Genomic DNA, 19451 nt, shown 5'->3' with positions numbered 1-19451 from the left:
CGGTTCTCGCGCCCGTTATTAACACGTTATTTATCGGATGACGCTTGCCACAGATTCAGCTCGCCATCGGCGATATGCTGGTCAATCTGCGCTAACTCCTCGGTGCTAAACGCCAGATTATTCAGCGCCTGTACGTTCTCCTCCAGTTGCTCCGCACGGCTGGCACCGATCAATACCGATGTCACGCGATCATCTTTCAGCAACCAGCTTAATGCCATTTGCGCCATCGACTGACCGCGCTGCTGTGCCATTTTATTCAATAACCGCAGGCTGTTGAGGTTGGCTTCGGTGAGCATTTTCGGCGTCAGACCTCGAACTTTATGACCTTCGCGATGCATCCGTGAATCCTCCGGAATACCGTTGAGATATTTTCCGGTCAGCAACCCCTGAGCCAGTGGAGTAAAGGCAATACAGCCCACGCCGTTATTTTCCAGGGTGTCCAGCAGGCCGCTTTTATCCACCCAGCGGTTCAGTAAATTGTATGAAGGTTGATGAATTAACAGCGGAATTTTCCATTCGCGCAGCAACTCGACCATTTTTTGCGTCCGCTCTGGCGAGTATGAAGAGATCCCGACATACAGCGCCTTGCCGCTTTGCACAGCATGAGCCAGCGCAGAGGCGGTTTCTTCCATCGGCGTATTTTCATCGACGCGATGAGAGTAAAAAATATCAACATATTCCAGACCCATACGCTTCAGGCTTTGGTCGAGGCTGGCGAGCAGGTATTTACGTGAACCGCCAGAGCCGTACGGGCCGGGCCACATATCGTATCCGGCTTTGGTAGAGATAATCAGTTCATCGCGATAAGCAGCAAAATCCTCCCGCAGCAGACGACCAAAGTTCTCTTCTGCGCTTCCTGGAGGCGGCCCGTAGTTGTTGGCTAAATCAAAGTGCGTAATGCCCAAATCAAAGGCTTTGCGCAGGATCGCACGCTGTGATTCCAGCGCGTTAACGTGGCCGAAATTGTGCCATAAACCGAGCGATAACGCGGGCAGACGTAAACCGCTTTTTCCGCAATAGCGGTACTGCATCTGCCCGTAACGTTCGGGATTCGCTAACCAGACCATGACATCTCCTTTTCACCGTTCAGTTTCGAAACAATGTTTCTAGTTTAGCAATTTGCCAGCGTGTCTCCCGTAGTCTGGTTCACAGAGTGACGAAAAACTGGGCAAAAACACGTGCTTATGCTTTGCTTAAAAAAACAACAGTTGAGGAATGAAACGATGTCGCGTTTAACAGCCAAAGATTTCCCGCAAGAGTTACTGGATTACTACGACTATTACGCTCACGGGAAAATCTCGAAACGTGAGTTCCTCAACCTGGCGACGAAGTATACGGTGGGCGGGATGACGGCATTAGCGTTGTTTGATTTGCTCAAGCCAAATTATGCGCTGGCGACTCAGGTAGAGTTTACCGACCCGGAGATTGTTGCTGAGTACATCACGTATCCTTCGCCAAATGGTCACGGCGAGGTTCGGGGTTATCTGGTGAAGCCTGCGAAGATGAGCGGCAAAACGCCAGCCGTGGTGGTAGTGCATGAGAATCGTGGACTGAATCCGTATATCGAAGATGTGGCGCGGCGAGTGGCGAAGGCGGGGTACATCGCTCTGGCGCCAGACGGCTTAAGCTCCGTGGGCGGATATCCGGGGAACGATGATAAAGGTCGTGAGCTGCAACAGCAGGTTGATCCAACCAAACTGATGAATGATTTCTTTGCCGCGATTGAGTTTATGCAACGCTATCCGCAAGCCACGGGCAAAGTGGGTATTACGGGATTTTGCTATGGCGGTGGTGTCTCGAACGCGGCAGCGGTGGCATACCCGGAACTGGCCTGCGCGGTGCCGTTTTATGGCCGCCAGGCGCCCACCGCCGATGTGGCGAAAATCGACGCGCCTTTACTGCTTCACTACGCTGAACTGGATACGCGAATCAACGAAGGTTGGCCCGCTTATGAGGCAGCGTTGAAAGCTAATAATAAGGTTTATGAAGCGTATATTTATCCGGGGGTTAATCACGGATTCCATAATGATTCCACGCCCCGTTATGACAAATCTGCTGCCGATCTTGCCTGGCAAAGGACGCTGAAATGGTTCGACAAATATCTCTCCTGATGGGTTTATCTCTTCCTGGATAACATTCTTAACATGCTGAAAAAAATAGCGTGCGTAAAAGTCGTTCTTTGCCTAAAATATCGCTATATAAGTTAATATATAGCGTTTGAGGGCAAAACGATGAATAACCATTTTGGTAAAGGCTTAATGGCGGGATTAAAAGCAACACATGCCGACAGTGCGGCTAATGTGACTAAATTCTGTGCCGATTATAAGCGCGGATTTGTATTAGGCTACTCGCATCGGATGTATAAAAAGACCGGTGACCGCCAGCTCAGCGCCTGGGAAGCAGGTATTCTGACGCGCCGTTATGGACTGGATAAAGAGATGGTAATGGATTTCTTTCGTGAGAATAATTCCTGTTCTACATTACGATTTTTTATGGCTGGTTATCGCCTCGAAAATTGATCAAACATACGTATTATCTTGCTTTAATTAATTACACTAATGCTTCTTCCCTTCGTTTTAGCGCCCCGCCGCAGTATCATGACAATGATAACCATAATAAATGTGTGGTAAATGGCGCATCGATCGCATTATTGATTTTGCGGTTGAGGCAAAATATATGCCAGGTCTTCGCAACGGAATAACTATAAATGACTGGAGATAACACCCTCATCCATTCTCACGGCATTAATCGTCGTGATTTCATGAAGCTTTGTGCAGCATTAGCCGCCACTATGGGGCTGAGTAGCAAAGCCGCCGCAGAGATGGCCGAATCGGTCACTAACCCGCAGCGCCCGCCGGTTATCTGGATTGGCGCGCAGGAGTGCACCGGTTGTACGGAATCTCTGCTTCGTGCAACGCATCCAACGGTAGAAAACCTCGTGCTGGAGACCATCTCTCTGGAGTATCACGAAGTCCTTTCCGCCGCATTCGGCCATCAGGTTGAAGAGAACAAACATAACGCGCTTGAGAAGTATAAAGGGCAGTATGTGTTGGTTGTGGATGGTTCCATCCCATTAAAAGATAACGGTATTTACTGCATGGTTGCCGGTGAGCCGATTGTGGATCACATCCGCAAAGCGGCGGAAGGCGCAGCAGCCATTATTGCTATCGGTTCTTGCTCCGCGTGGGGCGGTGTCGCAGCAGCTGGGGTTAACCCCACCGGCGCGGTTAGCCTGCAAGAAGTTCTGCCGGGCAAAACCGTTATCAACATTCCCGGTTGTCCGCCGAACCCGCACAACTTCCTTGCGACCGTTGCGCACATCATCACTTACGGTAAACCGCCGAAGCTGGATGACAAAAACCGTCCGACCTTCGCCTATGGTCGTCTGATTCACGAACACTGCGAACGTCGCCCGCACTTCGATGCTGGTCGTTTTGCCAAAGAGTTCGGTGATGAAGGCCACCGCGAAGGCTGGTGCCTGTACCACCTCGGCTGTAAAGGGCCAGAAACTTACGGCAACTGCTCAACGCTGCAATTCTGCGACGTTGGCGGCGTGTGGCCGGTGGCGATTGGTCACCCGTGCTATGGCTGTAACGAAGAAGGTGTCGGCTTCCATAAAGGCATCCATCAGCTTGCCAACGTCGAAAATCAGACGCCACGCTCACAAAAACCGGACGTGAATGCTAAAGAAGGCGGCAACGTCTCTGCGGGCGCTATCGGTTTGCTCGGCGGCGTGGTTGGGCTGGTTGCCGGTGTCAGCGTGATGGCGGTGCGTGAACTGGGTCGTCAGCAAAAGAAAGATAACGCTGACTCACGGGGAGAATAACCGTGAACAGACGTAATTTTATTAAAGCAGCCTCCTGCGGGGCATTGCTGACGGGCGCGTTGCCGTCGGTCAGCCATGCGGCTGCTGAAAACCGCCCGCCAATTCCGGGATCGCTGGGTATGTTGTATGACTCGACCTTGTGTGTAGGCTGCCAGGCTTGCGTCACCAAGTGTCAGGATATCAACTTCCCTGAACGTAACCCACAAGGGGAGCAGACCTGGTCGAACAACGACAAACTGTCGCCATACACCAATAACATCATTCAGGTGTGGACCAGCGGCACGGGTGTCAACAAAGACCAGGAAGAGAACGGCTATGCGTACATTAAGAAACAGTGTATGCACTGCGTCGATCCAAATTGTGTCTCTGTATGCCCGGTCTCTGCGCTGAAAAAAGATCCGAAAACCGGCATTGTCCATTACGACAAAGATGTGTGCACCGGCTGCCGTTACTGCATGGTCGCCTGTCCGTACAACGTGCCGAAGTACGACTACAACAACCCGTTTGGTGCGTTGCATAAGTGTGAGCTGTGTAACCAGAAAGGCGTGGAACGTCTCGATAAAGGCGGTCTGCCTGGCTGCGTAGAAGTGTGCCCGGCGGGCGCGGTGATTTTTGGTACGCGTGAAGAGCTGATGGCTGAGGCGAAAAAACGCCTGGCGCTGAAGCCTGGCAGCGAATACCACTATCCGCGTCAGACGCTGAAATCTGGCAACACTTACCTGCACACAGTGCCGAAATATTATCCGCATCTGTACGGCGAGAAAGAGGGCGGCGGTACTCAGGTTCTGGTACTGACGGGTGTGCCTTATGAAAATCTCGACCTGCCGAAACTGGACGATCTTTCTACCGGTGCGCGTTCCGAAAATATTCAACACACCCTGTATAAAGGCATGATGCTACCACTGGCTGTGCTGGCGGGCTTAACCGTGCTGGTTCGTCGCAACACCAAAAACGACCATCACGACGGAGGAGACGATCATGAGTCATGATCCACAACCGCTGGGCGGCAAAATCATCAGTAAACCGGTCATGATTTTTGGACCGTTAATCGTCATCTGTATGCTCCTGATTGTGAAACGTCTGGTGTTCGGTCTGGGTTCTGTCTCCGACCTGAACGGCGGCTTCCCGTGGGGCGTGTGGATCGCGTTTGACCTGCTGATCGGCACCGGCTTTGCCTGTGGCGGCTGGGCGCTGGCGTGGGCGGTATACGTCTTTAACCGTGGGCAATACCATCCGCTGGTGCGTCCGGCGCTGTTGGCGAGTCTGTTTGGTTACTCACTGGGTGGCTTGTCGATCACCATCGACGTGGGTCGCTACTGGAACCTGCCGTACTTCTACATTCCGGGTCACTTCAACGTGAACTCGGTACTGTTCGAGACGGCGGTCTGTATGACCATCTACATCGGCGTGATGGCTCTGGAGTTTGCTCCGGCACTGTTTGAACGTCTGGGCTGGAAGGTGTCGCTCAAGCGTCTGAACAAGGTGATGTTCTTCATCATCGCGCTCGGCGCGCTGCTGCCGACTATGCACCAGTCTTCCATGGGGTCACTGATGATCTCGGCGGGTTATAAAGTGCATCCGCTGTGGCAGAGCTATGAAATGTTGCCGCTGTTCTCGCTGCTGACGGCGTTCATCATGGGCTTCTCGATTGTCATCTTTGAAGGTTCGCTGGTGCAGGCGGGTCTGCGCGGCAATGGCCCGGATGAGAAGAGCCTGTTCGTCAAGCTGACCAACACCATCAGCGTGCTGCTGGCGATTTTCATTGTGCTGCGCTTTGGCGAGCTAATCTATCGCGACAAGCTGTCGTTAGCGTTTGCCGGTGACTTCTACTCCGTGATGTTCTGGATTGAAGTCCTGCTGATGCTTTTCCCGCTGGTCGTTCTGCGTGTGACGAAGCTGCGCAATGATTCCCGTATGCTGTTCCTGTCAGCACTGAGCGCACTGTTAGGTTGTGCAACCTGGCGTCTGACCTATTCGCTGGTGGCATTCAACCCAGGCGGCGGATACGCCTACTTCCCGACCTGGGAAGAACTGTTGATTTCTATTGGTTTTGTGGCTATTGAGATTTGCGCTTATATCGTACTCATTCGTCTACTGCCGATACTTCCTCCTTTAAAACAAAACGATCATAATCGTCATGAGGCGAGCAAAGCATGAGCCAGAGAATTACTATTGATCCGGTAACCCGTATTGAAGGGCATTTACGCATCGATTGCGAAATCGAAAATGGCGTCGTTTCGAAAGCATGGGCTTCCGGGACCATGTGGCGCGGCATGGAAGAGATCGTGAAAAACCGCGATCCGCGCGATGCATGGATGATTGTGCAACGTATCTGTGGCGTATGTACCACCACTCACGCGCTCTCTTCTGTTCGTGCGGCAGAGAGTGCGCTGAATATCGACGTTCCGGTTAACGCGCAATACATCCGTAACATCATTCTGGCTGCGCACACCACGCATGACCATATCGTTCATTTCTATCAGCTCTCTGCGCTGGACTGGGTAGACATCACTTCTGCGCTGCAAGCCGATCCGACCAAAGCCTCCGAAATGCTGAAAGGCGTTTCGACCTGGCACCTGAACAGCCCGGAAGAGTTCACTAAAGTTCAGAACAAGATCAAAGATCTGGTTGCCAGCGGTCAGTTGGGTATTTTCGCCAACGGCTACTGGGGACATCCGGCGATGAAACTGCCGCCGGAAGTGAACCTGATTGCGGTAGCGCACTACTTACAGGCGCTGGAGTGCCAGCGTGACGCTAACCGCGTTGTGGCGCTGCTTGGCGGTAAAACGCCGCACATTCAGAACCTGGCGGTAGGTGGTGTTGCGAACCCGATCAACCTCGACGGTCTGGGCGTGCTGAACCTTGAGCGCCTGATGTACATCAAGTCCTTCATCGACAAGCTGAGCGACTTTGTTGAGCAGGTTTATAAGGTTGATACCGCAGTTATTGCCGCGTTCTATCCGGAATGGCTGGAACGCGGTAAAGGCGCGGTGAACTACCTGAGCGTGCCAGAATTCCCGACCGACAGTAAAAACGGCAGCTTCCTGTTCCCGGGCGGCTACATTGAGAATGCGGATCTGTCCTCGTATCGTCCGATCACTTCTCATTCCGATGAATACCTGATCAAAGGGATTCAGGAAAGCGCGAAGCACTCCTGGTATAAAGACGAAGCGCCGCAGGCACCGTGGGAAGGCACGACCATTCCGGCTTATGACGGCTGGTCTGAGGACGGTAAATATTCCTGGGTGAAATCACCGACTTTCTACGGCAAAACGGTAGAAGTGGGGCCGCTGGCGAACATGCTGGTGAAACTGGCCGCAGGACGCGAGTCTACCCAGAACAAACTAAATGAAATCGTTGCGATTTATCAGAAACTGACCGGCAACACGCTGGAAGTGGCGCAACTGCACTCCACGCTGGGGCGTATTATTGGTCGTACCGTTCACTGCTGCGAATTGCAGGATATCCTGCAAAATCAATACAGTGCACTGATCACCAATATCGGCAAAGGCGACCACACCACCTTTGTGAAGCCGAACATTCCGGCTACAGGTGAGTTCAAAGGCGTTGGCTTCCTTGAAGCACCGCGCGGTATGCTCTCTCACTGGATGGTTATTAAAGACGGTATCATCAGTAACTACCAGGCGGTCGTCCCATCAACCTGGAACTCCGGCCCGCGTAACTTTAATAATGACGTCGGTCCTTACGAGCAGTCACTGGTGGGGACACCGGTTGCCGATCCGAATAAACCGCTGGAAGTGGTGCGCACCATTCACTCCTTCGACCCGTGCATGGCCTGCGCGGTACACGTAGTGGATGCCGACGGCAACGAAGTGGTTTCAGTGAAGGTTCTGTAATGCGTATTTTAGTCTTAGGGGTCGGCAATATTTTGCTGACCGATGAAGCCATCGGTGTGCGGATTATCGAAGCGTTAGAGCAACGATACATTCTGCCGGATTATGTTGAAATCCTCGATGGCGGCACGGCAGGAATGGAGCTGCTTGGCGACATGGCAAATCGCGATCATCTGATCATTGCGGATGCCATTGTGTCGAAAAAGAACGCGCCGGGAACGATGATGATCCTGCGGGATGAAGAAGTTCCGGCGTTGTTTACCAATAAAATTTCTCCGCATCAGCTTGGCCTGGCCGACGTATTGTCGGCCCTGCGCTTCACTGGCGAGTTTCCGAAAAAGCTGACCCTGGTCGGCGTGATCCCGGAATCACTGGAGCCGCACATCGGCTTGACGCCGACGGTCGAAGCGATGATTGAACCTGCGCTTGAGCAGGTTCTGGCTGCGCTGCGTGAATCAGGCGTGGAAGCCATCCCACGGGAGGCGACTCATGACTGAAGAGATAGCAGGTTTCCAGACCTCCCCGAAGGCGCAAGTACAGGCAGCGTTTGAAGAAATTGCCCGGCGTTCGATGCACGATCTCTCTTTTCTGCACCCTTCAATGCCGGTGTATGTTTCCGACTTTACGCTGTTCGAAGGTCAGTGGACGGGGTGTGTGATCACCCCGTGGATGCTGAGTGCAGTTATCTTCCCCGGCCCGGATCAACTCTGGCCGCTGCGCAAAGTGAGTGAAAAAATCGGTCTGCAACTGCCGTATGGCACCATGACCTTTACCGTTGGCGAACTGGACGGTGTTTCGCAATACCTCTCCTGCTCGCTGATGTCACCGCTTTCGCACAGCATGTCGATTGAAGAGGGGCAACGGCTGACGGATGACTGCGCGCGAATGATCCTTTCACTGCCGGTCACCAATCCGGATGTACCACACGCAGGGCGTCGCGCCCTGCTGTTTGGTCGCAGGAGTGGTGAAAATGCATGAGTTGTCGCTTTGCCAGAGCGCCGTTGAAATTATCCAACGGCAGGCGGAGCAGCACGATGTTAAGCGCGTCACCGCCGTGTGGCTGGAAATTGGCGCGCTCTCCTGCGTTGAGGAGAGCGCCGTCCGTTTTAGTTTTGAAATTGTCTGCCAGGGAACGGTGGCGCAAGGGTGCGATTTACATATCGTCTATAAACCTGCCCAGGCCTGGTGTTGGGATTGCAGCCAGGTGGTGGAGATTCATCAGCACGATGCGCAATGTCCGATCTGTCATGGCGAGCGGTTGCGTGTCGATACCGGCGATTCGCTGATCGTCAAAAGTATTGAAGTTGAATAAGACTGAGGACAATGCCTGAAAAGCGCACGGACGGTCCCCTCGCCCCTCCGGGGAGAGGGTTAGGGTGAGGGGAAACACCCGCTAAAGGTTCTTTTTCGCGTTTGTCCGCAATCGAAATAACCGGAGTTAACAATGTGTATTGGCGTTCCAGGCCAGGTGCTGGCTGTCGGTGAAGATATTCACCAGCTTGCGCAGGTTGAAGTATGTGGTATCAAGCGCGACGTGAATATCGCCCTGATTTGTGAAGGTAACCCTGCCGATCTGCTGGGCCAGTGGGTGCTGGTGCACGTCGGATTTGCCATGAGCATCATCGACGAAGATGAAGCCAAAGCCACATTAGACGCGCTGCGCCAAATGGATTACGACATTACCAGCGCGTGATGATTAGCTTTCGTAGGCCTGATAAGACGCGCGAGCGTCGCATCAGGCATTGTGCTCGATTGCCGGATGCGGCGTGAACGCCTTATTCGGCCTACATCGCCCTGGATGGCTTGCTGTGACGAACACCAACCCTTACCCCTGACGCTTATCTTCCGTATTGGTCTCGAAATCACTGGCATCATGGCGCTCATGCAACTGCTCGTTCAGCGACCCGTTGGTGCGGTTAACAATTCGTCCACGCTTCACAGCCGGACGTTCACCCACTTCTTTCGCCCAGCGTTGCACGTGCTTATAACTGCCCGCATCAAGAAACTCTGCGGCATCATACACGCCGCCTAATACCCGTTGCCAAACCACGGCCAGATTGCCATATCAGCAATGGTGTACTCATCGCCCGCAACAAACTTATGCTGCGCCAGTTGTTTATCCAGTACGTCGAGCAGGCGTTTGGCTTCCATGGTAAAACGGTTGATGGCGTACTCAATTTTCACTGGCGCGTAATGGTAAAAGTGACCAAAACCACCGCCGAGGAACGGCGCAGCGCCCTGTAACCAGAACAACCAGTTCAGCGTTTCAGTCCGTTTTGTCAGATCCTGCGGCAAGAAGTAGCCAAATTTCTCTGCCAGATAAAGCAGAATCGATCCTGACTCAAACACGCGGATCGGCGGATTATGCGTATGATCGCGCAATGCCGGGATCTTTGAGTTCGGGTTCACTTCCACAAAGCCGCTGGAGAATTGATCGCCATCGCCAATGCGAATCAGCCACGCGTCGTACTCTGCGCCGGTGACGCCCAGCGCGAGTAGTTCTTCGAGCATAATTGTCACTTTCTGACCGTTTGGCGTGCCCAGCGAATAGAGCTGTAACGGGTGCTTGCCAACCGGCAACGTTTTTTCATGCGTCGAACCAGAAACCGGGCGATTAATATTGGCGAACGCGCCGCCAGCGGATTTATCCCACGTCCAGACTTTCGCGGGCTGATAAGTATTGTCTGTCATACTGAGTTGCCTTCTGAGTGGTAGTGTTGAAGCAGTGTAGCAGGTCACTTGCTGTACAGAATGTGAATTTTTTAACCCTTTGCGCCAGCCGCTGCGATGAGGTGTATGATTAGTCTGACCTCTGTCCGGTTAATGTCGCTGAGCAGGTAATCAGAGCACAACAATTACGCCAACTGCTTAGGTTGTATTGTTAAAGGTAAAGTGATGAGCAAAGGAACGACCAGCCAGGATGCCCCGTTCGGGACATTATTGGGCTACGCCCCCGGTGGTGTAGCAATCTACTCTTCAGATTACAGTTCTCTCGATCCGCAGGAATACGAAGATGACGCCGTATTTCGTAGCTATATCGACGACGAATATATGGGCCACAAATGGCAATGCGTTGAATTTGCTCGCCGTTTTCTCTTTCTGAACTACGGTGTGGTCTTCACTGACGTGGGTATGGCGTGGGAGATTTTCTCGCTGCGCTTCCTGCGTGAAGTGGTTAATGACAACATCCTGCCATTGCAGGCATTTCCTAACGGCTCGCCGCGTGCGCCAGTCGCGGGTGCGCTGCTTATCTGGGATAAAGGCGGAGAATTTAAAGATACCGGCCATGTCGCCATCATTACCCAATTGCACGGCAACAAAGTCCGTATTGCGGAACAGAACGTGATTCATTCCCCGTTACCGCAAGGGCAGCAGTGGACGCGCGAGTTGGAGATGGTGGTAGAAAACGGCTGCTATACCCTCAAAGACACGTTTGATGACACCACCATTCTGGGCTGGATGATTCAGACGGAAGATACCGAATACAGCTTGCCACAGCCGCAAATTGAAGGCGATTTGTTGAAAATCAGCGGAGCGCGACTGGAAAACAAAGGCCAGTTTGACGGTAAATGGCTGGATGAAAAAGACCCGCTGCAAAATGCCTACGTGCAGGCCAACGGTCAGGTGATTAATCAGGACCCGTATCATTATTACACCATCACCGAGAGTGCCGAGCAGGAGCTGATTAAAGCCACCAACGAGTTGCACCTGATGTATCTTCACGCTACCGACAAGGTGCTGAAAGATGACAACCTGCTGGCATTGTTCGACATTCCAAAAATCCTCTGGCCGCGTTTGCGTCTCTCCTGGCAGCGTCGCCGTCACCATATGATCACCGGTCGTATGGATTTCTGTATGGATGAGCGTGGCCTGAAGGTCTACGAATACAACGCCGATTCCGCCTCCTGCCATACTGAAGCGGGCTTAATCCTCGAACGTTGGACGGAGCAAGGCTATAAAGGCAACGGCTTCAATCCGGCAGAAGGGCTGATTAACGAACTAGCAGGCGCATGGAAACACAGTCGTGCACGTCCATTTGTCCATATCATGCAGGACAAAGATATTGAGGAGAATTATCACGCCCAGTTTATGGAGCAGGCGCTGCAACAGGCTGGCTTTGAAACGCGTATCTTGCGCGGGCTGGATGAACTGGGCTGGGATGCTGCCGGGCAACTGATTGATGGGGAAGGGCGACTGGTTAACTGCGTATGGAAAACCTGGGCGTGGGAAACCGCGTTTGATCAGATTCGTGAAGTCAGTGACCGTGAGTTTGCCGCAGTGCCGATTCGTACCGGCCATCCGCAAAATGAAGTACGTCTGATCGACGTTCTGCTGCGCCCGGAAGTACTGGTCTTTGAGCCGCTGTGGACGGTGATCCCCGGTAACAAAGCGATTCTGCCGATCCTCTGGTCGCTGTTCCCGCACCATCGCTATCTGCTGGATACTGATTTCACTGTTAATGATGAACTGGTGAAAACCGGTTATGCCGTGAAGCCGATTGCCGGTCGCTGTGGCAGCAATATCGACCTGGTCAGCCATCATGAAGAGGTGCTGGATCAGACCAGCGGTAAATTTGCCGAGCAGAAAAACATCTATCAACAGTTGTGGTGCTTGCCGAAAGTGGACGGTAAATACATCCAGGTATGTACCTTCACCGTTGGTGGCAACTATGGCGGGACTTGCTTGCGCGGCGATGAATCACTGGTCATCAAAAAAGAGAGTGATATTGAACCGTTAATTGTGGTGAAAGAGTAATACATGTAGTAGCAACCCCGTACTGATTATAAAGAGTAATCAGTACGGGGATTAATCAAAGTATTTAATATTCATATATTTTATTATTTGCTCATTTCATTTGTGAATATATAAACTGGCAAAATGCCTGTGTGTTAATTATTCCTGATAATTTTGAATTAATGCTTATTGTCTGATACACAAGAAATAACACTCTTTTTATCGTTAAAAAATGATATTTCACTTTGCCCGCGCCGCGAAAGTCACTGATAATGCCTCCGTTCGTAAATTCAAAATGGCGTAATCTAATATATACTAAATTTATTTGTTGGCCTTGATATATATACGGGGCTTTTGTTATTACTTGCTCTGGCATTTGTGTTGTTCTACGAAGCAATCAATGGTTTTCATGACACGGCAAATGCGGTGGCAACCGTTATTTATACCCGCGCCATGCAACCACAACTTGCTGTGGTAATGGCGGCGTTTTTTAACTTTTTTGGCGTATTGCTTGGCGGACTTAGCGTCGCTTATGCCATCGTCCATATGTTGCCAACCGATTTGCTGCTGAATATGGGGTCAACCCAGGGTCTGGCGATGGTCTTTTCCATGCTGCTGGCGGCGATTATCTGGAACCTGGGAACGTGGTTTTTTGGTTTACCGGCCTCCAGTTCACATACTTTGATTGGTGCGATTATCGGCATCGGTTTAACTAATGCGATGTTAACCGGCTCATCGGTGATGGACGCGTTAAATCTGCGTGAAGTGACCAAGATTTTCTCCTCACTGATTGTCTCCCCAATTGTGGGGCTGGTGATTGCGGGAGGACTGATTTTCCTGCTGCGTCGCTTCTGGAGCGGGACGAAAAAGCGTGACCGTATTCACCGCATTCCTGAAGATCGCAAAAAGAAAAAAGGCAAACGTAAGCCGCCATTCTGGACGCGTATTGCACTGATTGTTTCCGCTGCGGGCGTGGCGTTTTCGCATGGTGCGAACGATGGACAAAAAGGGATCGGTCTTGTGATGCTGGTGCTGGTGGGAATTGCGCCCGCCGGGTTTGTCGTCAATATGAACGCGTCCGGCTATGAAATTACCCGTACCCGCGATGCCGTGACTAACTTTGAACACTATCTGCAACAGCATCCTGAATTGCCGCAGAAATTGATTACGATGGAACCCCCGCTGCCTGCGACTCCGACGGATGGCACACAAGTAACGGAGTTTCACTGTCATCCGGCAAATACCTTTGATGCGATTGCGCGCGTTAAAACGATGCTGCCAGGCAATATGGAAAGCTACGAGTCGTTAAGCGTGAGTCAGCGCAGCCAGCTGCGCCGCATTATGCTGTGCATTTCTGATACCTCCGCGAAGCTGGCGAAACTGCCAGACGTCAGTAAAGAAGACCAGAACCTGCTGAAAAAACTGCGTAGCGATATGTTAAACACCATTGAATACGCTCCGGTGTGGATCATTATGGCAGTGGCGCTGGCGCTCGGTATCGGCACCATGATTGGCTGGCGTCGTGTAGCGATGACCATCGGTGAGAAGATTGGTAAGCGTGGCATGACGTATGCGCAAGGGATGGCGGCGCAAATGACGGCGGCGGTATCTATCGGCCTTGCCAGCTACATCGGTATGCCAGTTTCCACAACACACGTACTCTCTTCTGCGGTGGCAGGGACGATGGTCGTGGATGGTGGAGGCTTACAGCGTAAAACGGTAACCAGCATCCTGATGGCGTGGGTGTTTACCTTACCGGCGGCGATTTTTCTGTCTGGTAGTCTGTACTGGATAGCATTGCAGTTGATTTAACCTTCCTGAAAATGCCCGGTCCTGGCGATCGGGCATTTCCATTTTTGACTAGTGATAACCACGCGCCGTCATAAAATCCGTAATCGCTTTTTCTGCATCAACCAGCACCTTTTCCAGTGGCTGATTGGCGTCGATATCAACCAGTTGTGCACCACCAAAGGTTAACTGTGGCGTTATGGCAATCTTCCTCGCCAGCGATTCCCGTTTATGGTCGGGTTTACGCGCGCAGGCAACTTCAAGGTCAACATTGAGTTTGATGACCAGATCAGGCTTATGGCTCGCCATCCAGTGAAACGCTTTACGTTCCTGGCTTGCCAGCCATGAGACAAAACGACCACCTTCAACGTTAGGTGGGAACACCGTACCATCGTAAGCGCCAGGAATTTGGTCCTGAGGATAACGGTCGGTTAGAACAATTAACCCGCGATGACGACAGGCAAGCATATGACGAAAGCGCAGTAAGCGACGGGCGACAAACGCTGTAATTACCAGCGCCGGAACCGGGCCAGGCAATTTTTTTGCCGTTTTCACTTCATTTTTTTCAATGGTTTTATGCAGGGATTTTCCCATCAACGGTAATTTTGTCACCGCACGTCCGACATTTCCTGCCTGCTTTCCTAAATGAACTCTTTCGGCGGCACCATATTTTCCAACAACGTTAATGAGATGTTCACACACCGTTGACTTGCCTGAACCATCGCTACCAATGACAGCAATTAATGGAGGAGTTATTGACTGCATGAATATATCCTTAAATTTAAATACCTGTCCAAAATATTTATTTAATTAATATGTTTTTATGAAAGTGTAATTCAGGTCAATGTCACAATTAACCATTGTCACAATTAGGTTGAACGGATATTCTGAGCACCGACCACGTAATATTCAATACATTATTTGCTGCCGGGTTTTTCGTGAATCAACGTAATATGTCAATAATTAATTCCACGCCAGTGCGTGTTATTGCCATTGTGGGTTGTGATGGTTCAGGTAAATCGACTCTCACAGCAAGTCTGGTAAATGAACTGGCAACAAAAATGCCAACAGAACACATTTATCTCGGGCAATCTTCCGGGAGAATTGGCGAATGGATATCACATCTTCCAGTAATTGGCGCGCCTTTTGGGCGTTATCTGCGGGGGAAAGCGGCACATGTGCATGAAAAGCCGTCAACGCCGCCCGGCAATATTACCGCGCTGGTTATTTATTTGCTTTCCTGCTGGCGGGCGTACAAGTTTCGCAAAATGTTGCGTAAAAGCCAGCAAGGCTATCTGTTGATTACCGACCGTTACCCACAGGTCGAAGTGCCTGGTTTTCGCTTTGATGGCCCGCAACTGGCAAAAACTACTGGCGGTAACGGCTGGATAAAAATGTTAAGGCAACGCGAGCTGAAACTGTACCAGTGGATGGCATCTTATTTGCCTGTGTTATTGATTCGTCTTGCTATTGATGAACAGACGGCATTTTCCCGCAAGCCCGATCATCAACTGGCGGCGTTACAGGAAAAAATCGCCGTTACGCCACAACTGACGTTCAATAGCGCAAAGATACTGGAACTGGACGGGCGACAACCTGCTGATGAAATCCTGCAAGCCTCATTACGCGCGATTCACGCCGCACTTTCCTGATCACCAAAATGGATAGGGGATGATTTACGAATGGATGCACTACAAACGCAAACTGTTAACAGTACAACCGCGTCGCAACCCAACTACATTCCAGGGCTGATTGCGGTGGTCGGGTGCGATGGCACCGGTAAATCCACGCTGACCACCGATTTGGTTAAATCGCTGCAACAACACTGGCAAACTGAGCGTCGTTATCTGGGGCTGCTATCCGGCGAAGACGGCGACAAAATTAAACGCTTGCCGCTCGTTGGCGTCTGGCTGGAACGGCGTCTGGCGGCCAAATCCTCGAAAACTCAAAGTATGAAAACTAAATCTCCGGCGCTATGGGCGGCGGTGATTATGTACTGCTTTTCTCTGCGAAGAATGGCTAATCTGCGCAAGGTTCAGCGACTGGCGAAAAGTGGTGTTCTGGTGGTTAGCGATCGCTTCCCGCAGGCGGAAATTTCCGGTTTTTATTATGACGGACCGGGGATTGGCGTCGAACGCGCCAGCGGCAAAATCAACATGTTTCTGGCACAGCGCGAGCGGCGCTTATATCAACAAATGGCGCAATATCGTCCTGAATTAATTATTCGTCTGGGCATTGATATTGATACCGCCATCTCCCGCAAGCCAGATCACGACTATGCCGAGTTGCAGGACAAAATCGGCGTTATGTCGAAGATTGGCTATAACGGCACAAAAATTCTTGAGATTGATTCCAGAGCGCCCTACCACGACGTGCTGGAACAGGCGCAGAAAGCTGTGTCTCTGGTTGCCATCGTTTCTGACCGCCGAAGTTTAACTTGAGGCTGGCGGGCTATTTTTCATTATCAACGATAAGGTCTGGCTGAATTGGCGGGTTTTAACATCAAACATTGGTTTGCAGATGGAGCCTTTCGCACCATTATTCGCAATAGCGCCTGGTTAGGCTCCAGCAATGTCGTGAGCGCCTTGCTGGGCTTACTGGCGCTCTCGTGCGCTGGTAAAGGGATGACGCCAGCGATGTTTGGCGTACTGGTGATTGTGCAATCGTATGCTAAGTCGATCAGCGATTTTATTAAGTTTCAGACATGGCAGTTGGTAGTGCAGTACGGAACGCCAGCCTTAACCAACAATAACCCCCAACAATTTCGTAATGTCGTCTCGTTTTCCTTTTCGCTGGATATCGTCAGCGGCGCGGTGGCGATTGTCGGCGGCATTGCCTTACTGCCATTTCTTTCCCATTCATTAGGTCTGGATGAGCAAAGCTTTTGGCTGGCGGCGCTCTATTGCACGCTGATCCCCTCAATGGCTTCTTCCACGCCGACCGGCATTCTGCGCGCTGTCGATCGCTTCGATTTAATTGCGGTGCAGCAGGCTACAAAACCCTTTCTGCGAGCGGCGGGTAGCGTAATCGCCTGGTATTTTGACTTTGGTTTTGCGGGCTTTGTTATTGCCTGGTACGCCTCGAATCTGGTTGGCGGCACGATGTACTGGTGGTTTGCTGCGCGTGAATTACGCCGCAGAAATATCCATAACGCCTTCAAATTGAATCTGTTCGAGTCTGCCCGTCATATCAAAGGCGCGTGGAGTTTTGTCTGGTCAACCAACATTGCCCACTCCATCTGGTCGGCGCGTAACTCGTGCAGCACCGTGCTGGTGGGGATTGTGTTGGGGCCAGCCGCCGCTGGGTTATTTAAAATCGCCATGACATTCTTCGATGCCGCCGGGACGCCAGCGGGTTTGCTGGGTAAAAGTTTTTATCCAGAGGTAATGCGCTTAGATCCGCGCACTACCAGACCGTGGTTGTTAGGCGTGAAGTCAGGTTTACTGGCTGGCGGAATCGGTATTCTGGTGGCGCTCGCGGTGCTAATCGTCGGCAATCCGCTCATTTCGCTGGTATTTGGCGTTAAATATCTCGAAGCATATGACCTGATCCAGGTGATGCTTGGTGCGATTGTTATTTCGATGCTGGGCTTTCCGCAGGAGTCATTGCTATTGATGGCGGGTAAACAGCGCGCCTTCCTCGTAGCGCAAACCATCGCTTCAATCGGCTACATCGTTTTGCTGTTCATGTTTTGTCATCTGTTTGGCGTGCTGGGAGCAGCGTTTGCTTATTTCGGCGGTCAATGTCTGGACGTGGCGCTCTCACTAATTCCGACCTTAAAGGCGTTCTTTCAGCGCCATTCATTGCTTTATAACGCAGCCGGAGAGAAATCCTGATGATGAGAAAATATTTTCCGCTTGAGGCGAGCGAGCGTTTATTTGTTGCGATTGAGGAAGATGATGTTGTTGACGCGCAGGTCAGTTTGCCGCCGACAATCGCCCTGGGTTGTACCGCCGAAATCATCCATGATAATTACGCGTTATGTCTGCAATTCTGGCTAAATGGCGTTGATCATAAGGAGTTGCTGCGTTTAATCCATAAACAAACCAAAGGCGATGAGCTTTCGGCTGAAGAGCGCAAACAATTTAAATACATGCGAGCGCGCTATAAGCATTTACGTTTTGCTCAACGGTTGTATTTAAAGAAGCATCAGGCCGGATTTTTATTCGGCAAAACGACGGTATGTCTGGGCCATTTTCAGGATGGTTTTCGTAACGGTAAGAAAAATATCGTGTCGTATTACGGTAACCTGTTACGGATTTATTTAAGCTCCCCGGTCTGGTCGTTAGTGAACTGGTCATTACGCCATAGCCAGTTAGAAAGCGTGAACGGTTTTATTGCCTATCGGCAAAAGCAAATGCATATCCTGAAAGAGATTATTGCCAAACCGCGACTAACCGGCAGGGAATTTCATGATGTGCGAAAAATCATCAGTCAGCAGGTTTCTTATTACGACACCCTAAGATCGCTTGATCCTGAAAATAAAGAGGCGTTACAGATTTCCCGCTTCCTCGCTGCCATTAATGGTCTGATGGGGGATAAGCACGACGACATGGTGGCAGATGATATGGAAAACCGTCGGTCATATGACGCACCGGTGGCGCTGGATAGCGATATTCGCCAGCGTTTAGAGCTGCTTATCTCGCGTTTTCCGCTATATCCGGAGCAATAATGCCATTTCGTCGGATTGTCGCGCTGATCATTGCGCTCTTAGCGCCAGTCGTGGCGGCGCATAATTTTGTCACTGGAAAACGGGTAACTCCTGTTTATATCCAGGAAGGCGGCGAGCTACTGCTTAATAACGACGAAATTCACTACCAAAAGTGGAACAGTACGCAACTGGCGGGAAAAGTCCGCATTATCCAGTATATCGCCGGGCGCAAGTCGGCAAAGAAAAAGAACTCACTGTTAATCAAAGCAGTAGAAGCAGCAAACTTTCCGCAGGATCGTTTTCAGCCCACCACTATTGTGAATACCGATGATGCCATCTTTGGCACAGGCTATTTTGTGAGCGGTAAAATCGAGAAAAATAAACGCCGCTATCCGTGGGCGCAATTCGTTATCGATGGTAACGGTCTGGGGCGCACCGCTTGGCAACTGCCGGAACAGAGTTCAACCATTCTGGTGCTGAATAAAAACGGGCAAATTCAGTGGGCAAAGGACGGCAGCCTGACGCCGGAAGAGGTAGATCATGTTATTGCGCTGGCGCAGAAGCTGATCAATGAATAAAAAACTCAAAGGATTGAGGG

At 51.3% G+C, this 19451-nt stretch carries 19 protein-coding genes and 1 pseudogene; 17 read left to right on the top strand and 3 right to left on the bottom strand.

Translation table 11 applies throughout. The annotated features are described in order from the left end of the window. Nucleotides 1–26: 26 nt before the first annotated feature. Nucleotides 27–1067: an L-glyceraldehyde 3-phosphate reductase gene (gene gpr, locus WC5_RS18330; RefSeq protein ID WP_000262159.1), complete on the bottom strand. Its 1041-nt coding sequence runs from the start codon at nucleotides 1065–1067 to the stop codon at nucleotides 27–29. A gap of 156 nt (nucleotides 1068–1223) precedes the next feature. Here gpr and yghX point away from each other — a divergent pair, with 156 nt between their 5' ends. The 10 genes from yghX (at nucleotide 1224) to hybG (ending at nucleotide 9373) form a co-directional block, all read left to right on the top strand. Next, the gene (yghX, locus tag WC5_RS18335) at nucleotides 1224–2111 is read left to right on the top strand and encodes a YghX family hydrolase (RefSeq protein WP_010348720.1); all 888 of its coding nucleotides are present in this window, start codon (nucleotides 1224–1226) and stop codon (nucleotides 2109–2111) included. 120 nt (nucleotides 2112–2231) lie between these two features. Continuing rightward, complete coding sequence (gene yghW, locus WC5_RS18340) at nucleotides 2232–2519, top strand: DUF2623 family protein YghW (RefSeq protein ID WP_001059132.1); 288 nt, start codon at nucleotides 2232–2234, stop codon at nucleotides 2517–2519. A gap of 188 nt (nucleotides 2520–2707) precedes the next feature. After that, a complete protein-coding gene (gene hybO / locus WC5_RS18345; RefSeq protein WP_000145412.1) occupies nucleotides 2708–3826 on the top strand; it encodes a hydrogenase 2 small subunit in 1119 nt (372 codons plus the stop codon). Between the two features lie 2 nt (nucleotides 3827–3828). Then, nucleotides 3829–4815 carry a hydrogenase 2 operon protein HybA gene (gene hybA / locus WC5_RS18350; protein WP_001081874.1) on the top strand — a complete coding sequence of 329 codons (987 nt, stop codon included), beginning with the start codon at nucleotides 3829–3831 and terminating at the stop codon, nucleotides 4813–4815. After that, complete coding sequence (gene hybB / locus WC5_RS18355; protein ID WP_000017695.1) at nucleotides 4805–5983, top strand: Ni/Fe-hydrogenase cytochrome b subunit; 1179 nt, start codon at nucleotides 4805–4807, stop codon at nucleotides 5981–5983. Before hybA ends, hybB begins: the two co-directional genes overlap by 11 nt. Continuing rightward, entirely contained in the window at nucleotides 5980–7683 is a 1704-nt protein-coding gene (gene hybC / locus WC5_RS18360) for a hydrogenase 2 large subunit (protein WP_000083058.1), read from the top strand. Before hybB ends, hybC begins: the two co-directional genes overlap by 4 nt. Next, nucleotides 7683–8177, top strand: coding sequence for a HyaD/HybD family hydrogenase maturation endopeptidase (locus WC5_RS18365; RefSeq protein WP_001221935.1), 495 nt, complete (start codon nucleotides 7683–7685; stop codon nucleotides 8175–8177). The genes hybC and WC5_RS18365 overlap by 1 nt, the downstream gene beginning before the upstream one ends. Then, nucleotides 8170–8658: a hydrogenase-2 assembly chaperone gene (hybE, locus tag WC5_RS18370; protein ID WP_000134014.1), complete on the top strand. Its 489-nt coding sequence runs from the start codon at nucleotides 8170–8172 to the stop codon at nucleotides 8656–8658. The genes WC5_RS18365 and hybE overlap by 8 nt, the downstream gene beginning before the upstream one ends. Then, nucleotides 8651–8992, top strand: coding sequence for a hydrogenase maturation nickel metallochaperone HypA (gene hypA / locus WC5_RS18375; protein WP_000544956.1), 342 nt, complete (start codon nucleotides 8651–8653; stop codon nucleotides 8990–8992). Before hybE ends, hypA begins: the two co-directional genes overlap by 8 nt. A 132-nt stretch (nucleotides 8993–9124) precedes the next feature. Continuing rightward, nucleotides 9125–9373, top strand: coding sequence for a hydrogenase maturation factor HybG (gene hybG, locus WC5_RS18380; protein WP_000334896.1), 249 nt, complete (start codon nucleotides 9125–9127; stop codon nucleotides 9371–9373). Between the two features lie 132 nt (nucleotides 9374–9505). Here hybG and yghU read toward each other — a convergent pair. Beyond that, nucleotides 9506–10371 (bottom strand): annotated as a pseudogene (gene yghU / locus WC5_RS0121835) (glutathione-dependent disulfide-bond oxidoreductase). A 204-nt stretch (nucleotides 10372–10575) separates the two neighbouring features. Between yghU and gss the strand changes: the two are divergent. Both gss and pitB read left to right on the top strand, forming a co-directional pair. Beyond that, nucleotides 10576–12435 (top strand): bifunctional glutathionylspermidine amidase/synthase, encoded by a 1860-nt coding sequence (gene gss, locus WC5_RS18385; protein WP_010348713.1) that lies wholly within the window; start codon nucleotides 10576–10578, stop codon nucleotides 12433–12435. 291 nt (nucleotides 12436–12726) lie between these two features. Then, nucleotides 12727–14226 (top strand): inorganic phosphate transporter PitB, encoded by a 1500-nt coding sequence (gene pitB, locus WC5_RS18390; RefSeq protein WP_024192181.1) that lies wholly within the window; start codon nucleotides 12727–12729, stop codon nucleotides 14224–14226. A 48-nt stretch (nucleotides 14227–14274) separates the two neighbouring features. On the opposite strand, the gene WC5_RS18395 is transcribed toward pitB, so the two are convergent. Next, nucleotides 14275–14967 carry a dTMP kinase gene (locus tag WC5_RS18395; RefSeq protein WP_001190756.1) on the bottom strand — a complete coding sequence of 231 codons (693 nt, stop codon included), beginning with the start codon at nucleotides 14965–14967 and terminating at the stop codon, nucleotides 14275–14277. Nucleotides 14968–15140: 173 nt separating this feature from the next. Between WC5_RS18395 and WC5_RS18400 the strand changes: the two genes are divergently transcribed. From WC5_RS18400 to WC5_RS18420, 5 genes are read left to right on the top strand one after another with little or no spacing between them, the layout of a single operon-like run. After that, entirely contained in the window at nucleotides 15141–15854 is a 714-nt protein-coding gene (locus WC5_RS18400; protein ID WP_001076283.1) for a dTMP kinase, read from the top strand. Between the two features lie 30 nt (nucleotides 15855–15884). Then, nucleotides 15885–16643: a nucleoside/nucleotide kinase family protein gene (locus WC5_RS18405; RefSeq protein ID WP_000339545.1), complete on the top strand. Its 759-nt coding sequence runs from the start codon at nucleotides 15885–15887 to the stop codon at nucleotides 16641–16643. A 45-nt stretch (nucleotides 16644–16688) separates the two neighbouring features. After that, nucleotides 16689–18038 (top strand): lipopolysaccharide biosynthesis protein, encoded by a 1350-nt coding sequence (locus WC5_RS18410; protein WP_000896901.1) that lies wholly within the window; start codon nucleotides 16689–16691, stop codon nucleotides 18036–18038. Beyond that, nucleotides 18038–18874, top strand: coding sequence for a hypothetical protein (locus WC5_RS18415; RefSeq protein ID WP_000984960.1), 837 nt, complete (start codon nucleotides 18038–18040; stop codon nucleotides 18872–18874). The genes WC5_RS18410 and WC5_RS18415 overlap by 1 nt, the downstream gene beginning before the upstream one ends. Next, a complete protein-coding gene (locus WC5_RS18420) occupies nucleotides 18874–19431 on the top strand; it encodes a YtfJ family protein (protein ID WP_001116541.1) in 558 nt (185 codons plus the stop codon). The genes WC5_RS18415 and WC5_RS18420 overlap by 1 nt, the downstream gene beginning before the upstream one ends. Nucleotides 19432–19451: the final 20 nt, after the last annotated feature.

Origin of the sequence: Escherichia sp. KTE114 (genome assembly GCF_000407765.1) — a bacterium.
Classification (GTDB): Bacteria; Pseudomonadota; Gammaproteobacteria; order Enterobacterales; family Enterobacteriaceae; genus Escherichia; species Escherichia ruysiae.
The sequence above is the reverse complement of the archived record's forward strand: the minus strand, read 5'-3'. Positions and strand labels throughout refer to the sequence as shown.